Annotated in this window: 12 protein-coding genes and 1 tRNA gene; 5 read left to right on the forward strand and 8 right to left on the reverse strand. The window is 34.6% G+C overall.

Annotated features, from left to right (window positions below; all coding sequences use genetic code 11):
- Positions 1 to 227 precede the first annotated feature (227 nt).
- On the forward strand, positions 228 to 788 hold the full coding sequence (locus EWU23_RS11935) for a hypothetical protein (RefSeq protein ID WP_166232487.1): 561 nt from the start codon (positions 228 to 230) through the stop codon (positions 786 to 788).
- A 45-nt stretch (positions 789 to 833) separates the two neighbouring features.
- Here the strand turns inward: EWU23_RS11935 and EWU23_RS11940 are convergent, their stop codons facing one another.
- Positions 834 to 1,211, reverse strand: a complete 378-nt coding sequence (locus EWU23_RS11940) for a hypothetical protein (protein WP_166232489.1) — start codon at positions 1,209 to 1,211, stop codon at positions 834 to 836.
- Between the two features lie 200 nt (positions 1,212 to 1,411).
- On the opposite strand from EWU23_RS11940, the gene EWU23_RS11945 reads away from it, so the two are divergent.
- Positions 1,412 to 2,140, forward strand: coding sequence for an NUDIX hydrolase (locus EWU23_RS11945; protein WP_205753174.1), 729 nt, complete (start codon positions 1,412 to 1,414; stop codon positions 2,138 to 2,140).
- Positions 2,141 to 2,434: 294 nt separating this feature from the next.
- Positions 2,435 to 3,556 (forward strand): AbiH family protein, encoded by a 1,122-nt coding sequence (locus tag EWU23_RS11950; protein WP_166232493.1) that lies wholly within the window; start codon positions 2,435 to 2,437, stop codon positions 3,554 to 3,556.
- A 79-nt stretch (positions 3,557 to 3,635) separates the two neighbouring features.
- Here EWU23_RS11950 and EWU23_RS11955 read toward each other — a convergent pair whose 3' ends face one another.
- The 6 genes from EWU23_RS11955 to EWU23_RS11980 form a co-directional block, all read right to left on the reverse strand.
- Positions 3,636 to 4,904, reverse strand: coding sequence for a type II toxin-antitoxin system HipA family toxin (locus EWU23_RS11955; protein ID WP_166232495.1), 1,269 nt, complete (start codon positions 4,902 to 4,904; stop codon positions 3,636 to 3,638).
- A gap of 2 nt (positions 4,905 to 4,906) precedes the next feature.
- A complete protein-coding gene (locus EWU23_RS11960; protein WP_166232497.1) occupies positions 4,907 to 5,182 on the reverse strand; it encodes a helix-turn-helix domain-containing protein in 276 nt (91 codons plus the stop codon).
- 793 nt (positions 5,183 to 5,975) lie between these two features.
- On the reverse strand, positions 5,976 to 8,204 hold the full coding sequence (locus EWU23_RS11965) for a multicopper oxidase domain-containing protein (protein ID WP_166232499.1): 2,229 nt from the start codon (positions 8,202 to 8,204) through the stop codon (positions 5,976 to 5,978).
- A 14-nt stretch (positions 8,205 to 8,218) separates the two neighbouring features.
- Positions 8,219 to 8,722, reverse strand: coding sequence for a DUF3347 domain-containing protein (locus EWU23_RS11970; RefSeq protein ID WP_166232501.1), 504 nt, complete (start codon positions 8,720 to 8,722; stop codon positions 8,219 to 8,221).
- Positions 8,723 to 9,632: 910 nt separating this feature from the next.
- Complete coding sequence (locus EWU23_RS11975; RefSeq protein WP_166232503.1) at positions 9,633 to 10,091, reverse strand: 5-fold beta-flower protein; 459 nt, start codon at positions 10,089 to 10,091, stop codon at positions 9,633 to 9,635.
- A gap of 525 nt (positions 10,092 to 10,616) precedes the next feature.
- Positions 10,617 to 10,693: transfer RNA gene (locus EWU23_RS11980), tRNA-Asp, on the reverse strand.
- A 74-nt stretch (positions 10,694 to 10,767) separates the two neighbouring features.
- Here EWU23_RS11980 and EWU23_RS11985 point away from each other — a divergent pair.
- Together EWU23_RS11985 and dapF are read left to right on the forward strand one after the other, a co-directional pair.
- The gene (locus EWU23_RS11985; protein WP_166232505.1) at positions 10,768 to 11,286 is read left to right on the forward strand and encodes a DinB family protein; all 519 of its coding nucleotides are present in this window, start codon (positions 10,768 to 10,770) and stop codon (positions 11,284 to 11,286) included.
- 119 nt (positions 11,287 to 11,405) lie between these two features.
- Positions 11,406 to 12,179: a diaminopimelate epimerase gene (dapF, locus tag EWU23_RS11990; protein WP_166232507.1), complete on the forward strand. Its 774-nt coding sequence runs from the start codon at positions 11,406 to 11,408 to the stop codon at positions 12,177 to 12,179.
- Here the strand turns inward: dapF and EWU23_RS11995 are convergent.
- Entirely contained in the window at positions 12,166 to 13,950 is a 1,785-nt protein-coding gene (locus EWU23_RS11995; protein WP_166232509.1) for a hypothetical protein, read from the reverse strand. The genes dapF and EWU23_RS11995 overlap by 14 nt on opposite strands.
- Positions 13,951 to 13,952: the final 2 nt, after the last annotated feature.

The raw sequence follows: 13,952 nt of genomic DNA on the forward strand, positions 1-13,952 counted from the left end.
GTGAACCCCCAAAAGAACCAAACGATAAATATGTACAGGGGTTACTTTTTTAAAAACAATAAAATACCTCCAATTTCATAGCAATCAAGTAGTTTTACGGAAATCAAAAACGTTTAGGACAGTATTGATTCAATACCTATAATTTCTTAGATGTTGATTACGAAGAAAGACCCGGCTCAGATGCAATCAAGACTCAATATGCTATTTCGGATTTTTCGCATGTAGAAATGGTCTACAGTCGGTCTTTTGATCGAAAAGACATTTTTGCACTTAAATATTTCATCAATCAATGGAACTATGATTTTCAATTCATTGCAGGATCTTACCGAGGATTAGGTACTTGGGGACTAGGCTGGGCAGGCAATATTAAAGACGCTGGGTTTAAAGGAGAAGCGCAGTATTTTTCTGATGGACAAATCAATATTTCATCAGGTCTGGATTATATGTTTCCCAAAGGATGGTATCTAAACGCTGGCTTTCTATATAATAGTGAAGGCTTGAATGAAAGTGTCTTGGTTTGGCCTCAGGTCAACCTAAACTTCTCTGCCAAAAACTTAATGCCCGCCAAGTACAATTTCTTGTTCATGTTCAGCAAAGAAATTAGTCCGCTCCTAAGTGTTTCTATGAGCACCGTTTACTCTCCTCGTTTGAATTTGTTCATTGCTATACCGAGTATTCGATATAGCCTAAGTTCTCAGATCGACTTAGATATTATAGTCCAAAACTTTTTCCTAAATAATACACATATCGGTGATATGGGAATGTTGAGGGGCCGTTGGAGTTTTTAAAAACAAAGGGGCCTAAAGCCCCTTTATCTCTACATACTTATCAACTTATTCTTTGATACGTTTAGCTTTGGCTTCAAACATGCCACTCAAAATATCACCTTTCATATTATCATCATCTACTTTATTTAAAGTCATGGTGATATCCATACCCTGTGCTTGGAAAAACACTAAAATCTGATTTTCCTTTTCTTCCACACTTGCATTCATATCTGGGTTTTGTCCTTGTGGATCTTTCAATAGCGCGGTCAATTTACCATCTACTCGCTTAATTTCACTGATCATTTTGGCATCTCCATTGGGAGTTCCTACTATGACCAATTCCCACTTACCTGCAAAAAAATCAGGAGCTATGGTTGATGTAGAAAAACTTTGAAAGCTTACAAGGAAAGCTAACACGGCAAAAAACATACTTACTTTTTTCATTGGTTGGATTATTTAGATGTAACAATTATTTACAATTCCATTTGATTTCTTACTGGAGTTAAGCACTATACATTAGATTTCATCCCTTTGCTGATTCCCAAGGAATTATCTCTAATTTGTGCTCAAATATAGAAACAATTTTAACATTGTCTATTTTTTAGACAATAATTTATTACATTTGATTAACAATGGATGAGCCTATGTCTGAAAGCTATAAAGGAATAAGTACGCAGAATTATATCGCGCAATTGTCGATTGATTGTGTCATTTTTGGCTACCAAAACGGAACATTGAATGTCCTTGTACCTAAACTAAATTTCCAAGGTGATTTCTGGGGATTACCCAGTGGATTTATCTACCAACATGAGGATGTGGACCAAGCAGCAAAACGCATACTGGAAGACCGAACTCAGATGAAGGACATCTATTTGGAGCAGTTTCATGTATTTGGTAATGCCAACCGAAACAATGCTGAATTTATGAGTTCTCTCTTAGCACAAAACCCTCAATTACAAGGCTCTAAGGAAGAATACGACTGGTTTGTTCGTCGATTCGTATCCATTGGTTATTATGCCCTGGTAGACATCAAAAAAGTAAAACCTCAAACAACACCTATTGACGAGAGAATGGAATGGGTGGATATCAATCAGCTCCCTAATTTGTTGCTGGATGGAAAGGAGATCATTGCCAAGGCACTTCAAGCTTTGCGGGCTAATTTTGATGATCATTTGGTCGGGTATAATCTCTTACCTGAGACTTTTACGATGAAAGAGCTACAAAAATTATACGAAACGATTTTTGATAAACCTTTCCGCAGAAACAATTTCCAAAAAATGATGCTGGATTTAAACATTCTCGATCGATTAGAAAAACAATTTACTGGAGCAGCCAACAAAGCTCCCTATTTGTATAAATTCAAAGAAATTTGATACTATCCAATATTTTCATTCGTTAACGAAGCATTAATTTCCATGACAAAACTGCCTTATTGTAATTTTCTTCTTTTGGATGTTTTTACCCAAAACAGCCATCTTCAAAAAAGGATTATACTTCACTTTGGCAGGTATCGTCCTCACTTTGATCATGTTGTTTATATAATTTGAATAATAAGCTTGTTGATTAAAAAGCTCTAGGATTCTGGGGCTTTTTTTGTGGGGAATGAGGATAGTTGTAATATTTATTTCTAAAATAAGCTATCTTATGATTATCAAATTTCATTTTATATGCAACAATCAGAATTAGAAGATTATCAATACAACAGAATAGTTATCATTGGAAACGGATTTGATTTAGCCTGGGGATTACCAACTTCATACAGTGACTTTATTTTAGATTTTTTTAAAGAAAAACTAAAAGAATCTATTAAATCTGAAAAGTCTAAAGATTCATTTCTAATTAAAATCATTGCTAATCAGGTATATATATCACAAATTGATGATTTTTTGAATAGATTTAAAAGTACTTCTGAGCTAATTGAAAACTGCAAACATCGATTCACTTTTAATATAAAAAGTGAATTACTAAAGTTGATTTTGGAAAAACAAAATTCATTAAACTGGGTAGATATTGAATCTTTATATTTCAACTTACTGCTATCGAAAATTGAAGAAGTTAAAAAACTTCCTCTTATAAATAGAAATTATTCAAAAATTGAATTACTCAATAATGAGTTCGAAGAACTATCCACAGAATTAGAATCATATATTTCAAAAGTCAATTCAAAGTTTAATCCATTTTTTAATGTCAATAGTAACATGTCATTGCTTAATGACAAAATGATTGAAAAAGATGACTCTAGAAACAACTTAATTATTCATAAAAAGAATCAAATCCCCAACCCTTCTAAAATTCGATTTTTAAATTTCAACTACACCAATAGCTTAGAAAAAGTTTTAATGAACTTAAGAGCAAATTTTGATATTCTTAATATTCATGGAAAAGTAGGATCTCCCAATAACCCTATTATATTTGGATATGGAGATGATTCACACCCTAAATATCAAGAAATAGAGGATGAGGATCACAATCAATCCTTAAAACATATTAAATCATTTTATTACTTTAAATCGAATAATTACCTTGAATTGGATAAGTTTATGGCTGATAATAAATATGAAGTTGCCATTGTTGGTCATTCATGTGGATTATCTGATAGAACCCTTCTTAAAACTGTTTTTGAAAATGAAAACTGTATCTCAATTAAAATATTTTACTTTAAAGACCCAGAAGATTATTTTCAAAAAAGCATAGCTGTTTCTAGACATTTTTCAAATAAGCCTTTATTAAGGCAGAAAATGATTCCATTTGATTCTCGGTATAATATACCACAGTTCAATTCTATTTAGTATTCCAATAAATCTGGATGTTATAAACCTATTGAAATTATTAAATTTACAAGACTTATATATTTATCCTTAAATCCCATCAAAACTCACCCAAATCCTGCTGGATTTTAGCGCAAATAGTATCGGGAATGGATAATTCTCTCATTTGCTGAAGGAGAAAAGGAATGGCTTGCTGAATGTGTTGAATGGACTTTTCGGGTGATTTGATGGCATATTTATCGGCCAACAGCATAATATCCTGCTTAGTAATCTGATTCCGTTTATGGTTGACCGACAAGGCTCGATTGGTCTTGAGACGGTTAAGTTTCAAGGAGGCAGAATAGGTAACATCATAGGCAGGTGCCAAATGCCAATGGTCTTTGTCAGCATCATAACAAAAGGAATGATTTTTTAAATGATCATCAATATTAAAAAAGACCAGATTAAAGACCATTCTTTGAAACAGCTCATCAATTTCAGCCTGAGGAATTTTCAAATACAGCGCCAGGTCAAACAAGTTTTCATAACTAGACACGGAACTATCCAGAAAATCCCAACCCGTTAGGCCAGAAGCCGACAGCACATGAATTTTTCTACCACCGACTCGGTCAAAACGCAATGTCGCAAAATGTTTATCGTCAATGAGTTTTGAATCCATCATGTGGATTCCGCATTGTCGGGCCGTCAAATAATATGCATATTCAATCTTAGCTCGATAATAATCCAAATCAGATGGATCTTCTAGCGTCAATTTGACCAAATAATGATGATACGAATCTGATATTTCTAGATCTCCCGGAATGATTTTCTGTGATTTTTTATGTTCTGAAATTAAGATTTTGGGTCTAATACCACCCGCCGAGGTGCCTATTTTAAAAATGGTCAATAATGCCTCATGGTCCAAGTTCTCAGCAGATGTACTAGCCTTATTATCCAGCACTTTTTTCAAGACCTCCACTACTTCATCCAATTGGAATGTCACACGAGAAGGTAACTTTTTCGCAGGTTTAAATTCCAAGGCACCCATACCTCGATTGGCCAAATAGGTTAATTGCTCCAATGGACCAATTTTCGATAATCCCTGACTCTTTGATTCCATCCACTTATTGAAAAGCAGATTTCCAAACATGTCGGGCAAGGAGTCCGCAATCATAGGTGGCAAACCTCGAAAGGTATTCCCTTCAAATTGCTTAAACACTTGAACTACTTCCGTCTTTTTGATCAATAGTGGAAATATATGGGCAAAATGAGCTGACTGAAGAAATTTTGGATGATACTGAAAATAAGCATTCCGATGCTCTTCATCGTATCCAAGCTTACCAATCTCTTCTCCCCAGCACCATATTTCAATCAATAATTCCGTTCCCATGACTAGTACAAGGATTTAGGTGATTGGCTGACTGATTTCGCCTGGATATACTGATACAACTCATCCATTTCTTGAAAATGATTTAACACCTTCAATAAGGTATCTAAGGTGGAGTTTCGACCTGATTCTAAGTGCTGGATGGTTAATCTGGATAAATTCAATTGTTTCCCCAATTCTTCTTGAGATAAACCCTGTTGTTTTCGTAATGATTTACACCATTGACCCAATTGATCTTTGACATCACTTATTTTAATCACATTAAATAATACCTTATCCATAATTTGATAATTAAAATATACATATTGTATAAATTCATCAGTAAATGTATGTTTAAATATTCAATTTAAACATATCATCAAATAAATAGTATAATATATTATTTATTTTTATCCATTATGACAAATAATGTATCATATAATTAACAATTATTATCATTTTTAATTATGCAAGTTAATACCTTTCCGTAGTTCAAGATATTTCGAAAGGTTATCTCAAACATAGATCAAATGATTCAACATCGCCCTGCGGAAGTTGCAGAATAGCCAGCAATTTCAACTTTGAAAGTTTATGGAGTATTGCATTGACCCAATTTAAAACTCAATCTTACACGCTCTTCTTCCTTTATTTTGGGCAAAAGTTAGAAGTACTTTGGAGATTTGAGTGGAACATCTATTTAAACCTTTGCAGTTTTCTGATCTATGATAAACTTTTGAACTAGGTCCATTACACAGATAAACATAATTTTCAACAACGGTTAATTTCCCTTTTGCAAAAGATTCATCAGAAAAAGAAATAAGGAATAATACAAACGAAAATTTGATTAATGTTCTCATAATTAACTATTTACACTTCCAATCTAGTATAAATCTCCCCCTAATAGAAATAGTATAGGTATTATATTGCTTAATCGAATCGAAATTGTATCAAATTGGGTGGTTCTGCTTCGATTTTAGTGCCACTCTACCCTATTACTTGTGGAATTTATTGTTTGGCCCTAAGTTTAAATTAAAGGAAGTTAAAATAACTAAGTCCACTCAAGTTACTTTAAATGGAATAATCATAATATCACTTTTAATAATTTAAATAAAATCCGACTCCATACCCCATGTCACTATCATAATGTGATCTTATTCCCATATTCTTATTGAAAATATACCTAGCACCAATCATAAACTCTCTGTCTGTATTCACCATAAATTCTCCTCTCATTCGTTTTGATAATGGTATATCCTCTCTCATTAATTGTAATCTTAGGTTGCCGTCTTGATAAATCTCAGTTTGGAAAGTTACTAACATTGGTAGAACATAAGCAACACCTAAACTTAATTGTCTTCTTTCGTCTTTGGAATTAATTTGTCCAAATAGATTTTTCTCAGATTCACCATTATGTAATTTCCTGTATCTCCAATCAAATCCAATAAAAGGCATTAGCCACTGCATTTTTCCAATGTATCTACCTATATGTGTCTCAGATTCATATCCGTGCATATTATCATATCCTAATCTCCATTCAGATCCAATACTCCATCTTGTATTTTGAATCATAACCATTCCATCATTACCGTTATTAGCAAAGTCGTTCTCAGCCATGAAATGAATCTTTCGATCCTCGCCAAACAACTTCCTTTGAGCTAATTTCGGGTTGGGTATTAATGGGTTTGGGCTTTGATTTTGGTATGTAAACACTCTGCCCATCCCACTCATCATGTGGTATAGTATATGGCAGTGAAAAAACCAATCTCCTTCCATATTGGCATTAAATTCTAGCGTGTCCGTCTCCATTGGCATAATATCAATGATATTTTTTAACGGAGCATTTTCACCTTGACCATTAAGCACTCTAAAGTCATGGCCATGTAAATGCATTGGATGCCTCATCATGGATCCATTGTAAATAATCATTCTAACGTTTTCACCCTTCTTAATCAAGATCTTATCAGCTTCAGAAATAACTTTGTTGTCCATGCTCCAAACATACCTATTCATATTGCCTGTTAATTCAAACTTTAAAATTTTCACGGGTACATTTTTCGGCAAACTAGTATTATGGGGAGATTTTAACATTGAATAATTTAATGTGACAATGTCTGAAAGTGCATTACTATTATATTGATTTTCGGAATTGCTTTTTAAAGTTGTATTGCTTGGACCAGTAATCTCAGGATACATCACCACATTCATATCCATTTGATTTAAACTCATATTCATACCCATGTCATCTAAATCTCCATTCATTTTCATCATGGAGTTCATCATTTTCATTCCCTCAAAGTATTTCAACCTGGATAATGGTGCCATGTCTTGTTTTGCACCTTCTCCAATATACAATAAGCTTCGATTGATTCTATCTTCTGAAGTAGCTTGAAAAGCAAAGGATTGATTATTCTCAGGAACCATTACTACAATATCATAGGTTTCGGAAACAGCTATAATTAATCTATCCACTTCAACAGGTTCTACATCATTGCCGTCATTGGCAACAACTTGAAACTTTCCACCTCCGTAGTTTAACCAAAAATAAGTTGATGCTCCCCCGTTTGAAATTTTTAATCTTACTTTTTGCCCAGCTTTAAATTGAGTTAATTGACTTTCTTGATTACCATTCAATAAGAATTTATCATAATAAACGTCACTCACATCCATTGCTAACATTCTCTTGAATTCATTCTTGACTTTTGTTTTCAAATGACCTTCTCTAATTGCTTCAGCATAACTTTGAGTTGCCCCTTTTTTAATGGCAAACCAATCTGTCGCATTGTGTAACATGCGATGCACATTATACGGGTTATAATCAGTCCATTCACTAATTACAACTGGAACGGTTGGTAAGTCGTCTATCCCTTTTCTAAAAGTTGGATCATCTTCTTTCTTATTTAAAATCATAGATCCATACATACCAATTTGCTCTTGCAAACCAGAATGACTATGATACCAATGAGTGCCATATTGTGCAATTGGAAATTTATATATGTGAGTTGTACCTGGCTGTATAGGCATTTGAGTTAAATAAGGAACGCCATCTTCTTTATTGGGCAATATAAGTCCGTGCCAATGTAATGAGGTCGACTCTTTCAATTCATTGTGTACGTGAATTTCAGCTGTATCTCCTTGAGTGAAGGTTAATGTTGGCATGGGAATTTGCCCATTTACGGAAATAGCTCTTTTGAATTTACCGGTAAAATTTACAGTTGTATCTCTTACAAATAAATCATAACGAACCAATTTCTGTGCATTTATTTCAATGGACAGCAAAACAAAAAAGTATAAGAAACAGGATGCCCTTACTATTGGTAATATCATTATGTTACTTCTTTTTATTGAATAGTTTCCACTACTCTACCACAAGACAACATTTGATTACCGTAATATGGGTTTTTGATTTTATTCTCTACACTTAACCAATTTGCGCCTTTTCCTTTATTGGCCATTGGACAAAATTGATAAAATACAGGAGTTCCAATTTTTGAAACTTTGATTATAGAATACAAGTTCTTTGACAGTGTCATAAAATGATCTCTTTGATGTGAAATTTCTTTTGTTTCATTAATATGTTCTGCATCTTCTATTAACTCATTAACCACTTTCATCCATTGAGTGTGCGTAGTTACATCCAATTCATTCATTTTTACAGCATCTATTGATGTAAGTAAATCTTTGGCTAATACTGAAGCATTTACACCATCGGTTTTAACAAGTGCGTCCTTTAATGCAATATAAGAATTGAACACTTTAGTAATATTTGAATTAGTTTGAGCACTCAAATTGAATGCAAATAGGAGAATGGCAGTTGCCATTAATAATTTAGTAGATTTCATCATTTATTTATTTTTACAAAGTAAAGATATTCGAGTAATATACAGGGATCCTAATTAATTGGTTCTTTACCATATATAGGTGAGTATCTGATCTAAATATACACATCGTTAAGTCAAAATAATTTATAAAAGATATGCAATTCAAGGTTGAGAAAAAAAATGGATAACACTATTTGAAGATTAAGCGTCATATCAAACCATTTATTTAAATACAATTATTCAATATCTCCACTTTTAATAATATCATACCCAATACCTTTTGGCAGGTTGATACAGCCATTTGATTGAATAAGCTTTGACCTTTTATAATATTGATTTGAATTTGATCTATTTAAACAACTTTATTCTACAATTGTAAAAGCTCAAATTTCAATTTGAGTAAAATTCAAAATATTACTGATAAAAAATAAAGATTATATAATTCAAATTTCCATAATCTCAACTCACTGAAATAAAAAAGTCTCTGAAAATGAACTGCACCCAAAAAGTTGTCTAACTTTTTGGGTGCAGTTCACAATACCGAGCTCATTATCTAAAATCAATTGTTTAATTTTGTCCAAACAATTGGGTGCAGTTCAAAATCAGGGACTTTTTTTATTTCAGCGGTTCCTGAGGCATGAATACTGCGAATCGAACTTTAATGTAATCGATCCAAATCGTCAAACACAGTAACAAAATAATTATTAAATTGGCAAGTCTAATTGTACTAAATTACATAGTTCTACTCCGGTTTTAGAACCACCCAAAATCTTACTTTAACTATTTAAAATAGTATCTTCATTTTATTTAAAGTGAAGATACTATTTTAAATTTTGTTCAATTTGTACTTTTCAATTACAATAAAACACAAAGTTTCTATTGTAAATTCTAAATTATCCACGACTTAAGGATACTTAAATAGTATCTAGTTCAATTAATGATTACTATGCTTTTCATGTTTTTTCATATCCATTTGATTTTGAAAACAATGCAATGCACAAGCGACTCCTTTTAACGACTTATGAACGTTTCCAATTACAATACCCTTACTATCTTTAATATTACAAGTTTCTTTATCATAATCTTCAATCGTAAACAATATATTATCATTTGCATCAAAATATGTTTTGCCATCCTTACCCAATTTACCCATTAACTCTCCTTTTTCATTTGACAAAATACCATTTGAATTGACAAAACCGAGTTTTTTTCCTTTTGAATCTCGAATAATTCGATCCTTAGAAACCGTTCCTGTTTTTACTCCATCAAAATAAACATCCCCTTTTGAGTTTAAAATAATGTGACCTTTGCTGTCCTTGGGTACTTGAGCCACTGAAGAGAACACAAAAAGACAAATGGCTAATACGGCTAAATAAACTGTGAAATTTCTCATGATACTTAGTGTTTTAATGTTAAAAATATAAATGCTGTCTTAAACAAATATAATACTATTTAATATTTGTAGAATAGATTGAAGTGTTTATTTATTATGGAAAGTTTTTTATCCAAAGAGAATTAATCATTTTAAATTTCAAGCCTTTGTGTAAAAGGTTAATTTTATCAAAAAAGTGTCCCAAAATTTCAATCACGAATTTGAAAGTAATTATAGGACTAAGGTTTTATGTCTCTTTTAAGTCGGGATACCACCGACTCCCGGCACCACGGGTAAGGGTACCTTTTTCTGGTAATCATTAAATTTGTAAATATTACCAGGAAGTTTTGAGTGAATGAAATTACCCGTATTGTTTTATTGATCATCGGGAGCCCAATTCTTATCTACTTGATTTAGTTTGAGGACTCCCAATTTCTATTGCTGTTCGAGATGACCCTGCGGAAGATGTCGAATCGCGAATTAGTAAAATCACCAATTGCCATAAAACAAAAAAGCCTCAGATTTCTCTGAAGCTTTTCTTTGTGTTGGCGGTCCGGACGGGACTCGAACCCGCGACCCCATGCGTGACAGGCATGTATTCTAACCAACTGAACTACCGGACCGTCTTGTAATGTGGCACAAAATTAGCTAATTTATCCTTTCAAACAAATGCCGAAGCAAAAAAAACCTAAAAAATATGTTCCCTCCCGCCTCTTACGAATACCCAAAAACAAGCTACTTCGCTGAATATCTGAATTTTGAGTCAACCGAAAATCTATTCGAGGTACTCGATAATCAATCAAAAATAATTCAATCCCTCTACCAAAACCTTAGTCCCGACAAATGGGCCTATGCCTATGCTCCAGAAAAATGGACTTTGCAACAGCTTTTAGGTCACATGGTTGACACCGAACGCATCTTATCTTACCGAACTTTATGCATCAGTCGCGGAGAGCAACAATCCCTTCCTGGTTTTGATGAAAACGTTTATTTGGAAAATGCGCATTATGAAAACCAAAACCCCGATCTAATCCTCCAACAATATCGATTGACCCGTCAAGCTACCACTGCCTTATTTCAGTCCTTTTCACCAGATCAGTGGAATACCATGGGCAAAGCTAATGGTAACTCCGTATCTGTCCGTGCCATTTCTTGGATGATCGCTGGCCATGAAAAACATCATTTGCGGGTGATTGAGGAGCGATATACTATGTAGAATGTAGAATTTAACGTGTATAATTAAAGTTGTTTGAACGGTTATTGATTGATTATTGATACAATTATTCTACATTCCTCATTCTACATTCTACATTGAATTTCCCTATCTTTGTCCCCATGAAATTCTACAAATACCAAGGCACAGGAAATGATTTTGTGATCATCGATGACAGAGAAGGAACATTCCATCTCGGTCAGAAGGAGATTGCCCATTTATGCCACCGTCGATTTGGTATTGGGGCAGATGGACTCATGCTGCTGCAAAAAGCCGAGGGTTATGATTTCCGTATGGTCTATTATAATTCTGATGGCACCGAAGGAAGCATGTGCGGTAATGGTGGGCGTTGTCTCGTACGTTTTGCCGCTGACCTAAGTATTGTACAAGATTTCACCACATTTATTGCCATTGACGGCGAACACCAAGCCCACATTGATCCAGATAAAATCTCTTTACACATGCAAAATGTGGCCGAGATCGAATCTGTTTCTTCTGACTATTTTGCCCAGACAGGCTCTCCCCATCTAGTACGTTTTACTTCCCAAGTTCAATCCGAAGATGTCAAACAAACAGGTGCCCAAATCCGCTATTCCGATACGTTCAAAAGTCGCGGGGGTACCAATGTTAATTTTGTGGAATTACTCCAACAAGGTCTGTTTGTTCGTACCTATGAACGAGGGGTTGAGGATGAAACCTATTCCTGTGGAACGGGCGTGACAGCGGCAGCTCTTGTAGCCAATGCCATTCATGGATTAACAAGTCCCGTGGCTATCCAAACCATCGGAGGAAATCTATCCATTGAGTTTAAAGGAAATGCCCAAACAGGCTTTTATGATGTCTATTTAATTGGGCCGGCTGTACGGGTGTTTGAAGGGGAAATCACATCCCTTTAACTGGAATATGGGGCAAAACACCCACTAAATGGGTTTGGTTGTCTTCCACCCTCATTATTTTCACTCGGTAATCACCATCAGGCAGGTAAATGAAAGGCAATATTCCTTCGGCTTTTCGTACATAAATGGCATCGTGAAACTTGATTTGTCGGGCACGATCCAACTCCATAAAATACAAACTGAATACCCAATTTTCTTTTTTGGCATTTTCAAAGACCACATACATCCCATCCGATCCATAGGACATTCTTGCCCGGGTCTTTTCTCCCATGTACCTTAATCCATTTTTTTCTAGACTAAACTTCAACAAATCTTTACCCGAAGTAGATAATGGAATACTAGGCAAATCTGCTTGAAAATCTTTCTCTAAACGAGCCTCGCGACTATCTAAGGCAAAAAATCCTTTCTTGAAAGTCAAAGAAACAACATCATTGGCATATTTGACAGAGGCTGGTAATTCAGCCGTAAAGTCCACAATTGGCCCACCTAATTGCGACAATTCTTTCAAATCAGGAGCACCCAAATCAGCCTTTTGACCTAATGAATCTCGAAAGTAATAATGCTCCCGGTGTTGAATGCTATGTTTAATGATGGCCGCTGATTGAGCACTGGTGAAATTGATTACAGCCAACAAATTATTCCAATAAGATAGGGCAAAATATAGGATAGAAAAACCCACAAATCCCCAAGCTCTCCACGTTTTAATGCCTGGAAATGCATGCCAAAGCATCATACACAAGCTCATCAAAAACAAGGTACTATTAATGGCATATCGACTTTCAAACACAAATTCTATCGGTAAATTGGCACGACCGACGGAATAAATAAGTGCTGTAGCAAGGATAAACAATTGAATAGAAAGCATAAAATCTAAGGAAGATTTTTGGCGGATTATTTGGTATATATGTTGAAATACAAAAATACACCATGCCAAAAACACCCCTATTCCCAAGCCCAAGCTTAATTCAATCCGAAACGCTGAACTTGTAGAAAAAAACACTCCCACAAAAGATCCTAGGTAAACGAAAAATATTTGAACGATGGACCCTATCAAATACAAATTATCCGTCAAATGTCCCCGTTGAAATGGATGCTGATACCCCCACATGTACAAGCTGAAAAAGGCAACTCCAGCAGTCGACCACATGACCCAGTAAGTCCATCTGTAGTTTTTCAGAATGGGGAAAGCGGCCACAAACAATAGAAACCCATTTCCACTGGTAAAAACAGCTATAAAAGCCAGTAAAATGGCCCATATAAATTGGGTGGATTGTTTTCCTTTTCCATCCAAAACATACAGCACTGCCAAGATGAAAAACACAATACTATTATGTTGCAAGGCACAAACAGGCCAAAATATATTGTGAAAATAGGCTGCATTATACCAAATAAATGCCAGTGGAATAATCCACCAATGAGGCAATTGATAACGATGTAAATAGCCATTCAATAAGACATGAACACCTAGAGTGGCCCCAGCTCCAATCAAATTCAAGGTCATGTAATTGATATGACCCGAGATCAGGTATTGAATTAAACTGATGATCGACAAATAACCCTCCCTGTGTTCGTTACACTGGGAAGCCAACAAAACTATTTTTTCTAAAAAGCTATCATCTCCGTGAAAAAAGCGAATGATGAAGCCATTGATGGCACTCCAGTCATCAGCAAAGGGAGCATTTATTCCAAATTTCTGAAGAAAGAAATAGAAGAAAATAGCGGGAGCCAGAGAAAGAAAAAAATAAAAATGCCGCTGGCTAAACAAGTTCATCA

Source organism: Aquirufa beregesia (assembly GCF_011090385.1).
Taxonomy (GTDB): domain Bacteria; phylum Bacteroidota; class Bacteroidia; order Cytophagales; family Spirosomataceae; genus Aquirufa; species Aquirufa beregesia.

Excerpts from the sequence above, each read along its gene's own strand:
- EWU23_RS11935 (WP_166232487.1), top strand. The coding sequence starts at position 228 with ATGGTCTACAGTCGGTCTTTTGATCGAAAAGACATTTTTGCACTTAAA.
- EWU23_RS11940 (WP_166232489.1), bottom strand. The coding sequence starts at position 1,211 with ATGAAAAAAGTAAGTATGTTTTTTGCCGTGTTAGCTTTCCTTGTAAGC.
- EWU23_RS11945 (WP_205753174.1), top strand. The coding sequence starts at position 1,412 with ATGTCTGAAAGCTATAAAGGAATAAGTACGCAGAATTATATCGCGCAA.
- EWU23_RS11950 (WP_166232493.1), top strand. The coding sequence starts at position 2,435 with ATGCAACAATCAGAATTAGAAGATTATCAATACAACAGAATAGTTATC.
- EWU23_RS11955 (WP_166232495.1), bottom strand. The coding sequence starts at position 4,904 with ATGGGAACGGAATTATTGATTGAAATATGGTGCTGGGGAGAAGAGATT.
- EWU23_RS11960 (WP_166232497.1), bottom strand. The coding sequence starts at position 5,182 with ATGGATAAGGTATTATTTAATGTGATTAAAATAAGTGATGTCAAAGAT.
- EWU23_RS11965 (WP_166232499.1), bottom strand. The coding sequence starts at position 8,204 with ATGATATTACCAATAGTAAGGGCATCCTGTTTCTTATACTTTTTTGTT.
- EWU23_RS11970 (WP_166232501.1), bottom strand. The coding sequence starts at position 8,722 with ATGATGAAATCTACTAAATTATTAATGGCAACTGCCATTCTCCTATTT.
- EWU23_RS11975 (WP_166232503.1), bottom strand. The coding sequence starts at position 10,091 with ATGAGAAATTTCACAGTTTATTTAGCCGTATTAGCCATTTGTCTTTTT.
- EWU23_RS11985 (WP_166232505.1), top strand. The coding sequence starts at position 10,768 with ATGTTCCCTCCCGCCTCTTACGAATACCCAAAAACAAGCTACTTCGCT.
- dapF (WP_166232507.1), top strand. The coding sequence starts at position 11,406 with ATGAAATTCTACAAATACCAAGGCACAGGAAATGATTTTGTGATCATC.
- EWU23_RS11995 (WP_166232509.1), bottom strand. The coding sequence starts at position 13,950 with ATGAACTTGTTTAGCCAGCGGCATTTTTATTTTTTTCTTTCTCTGGCT.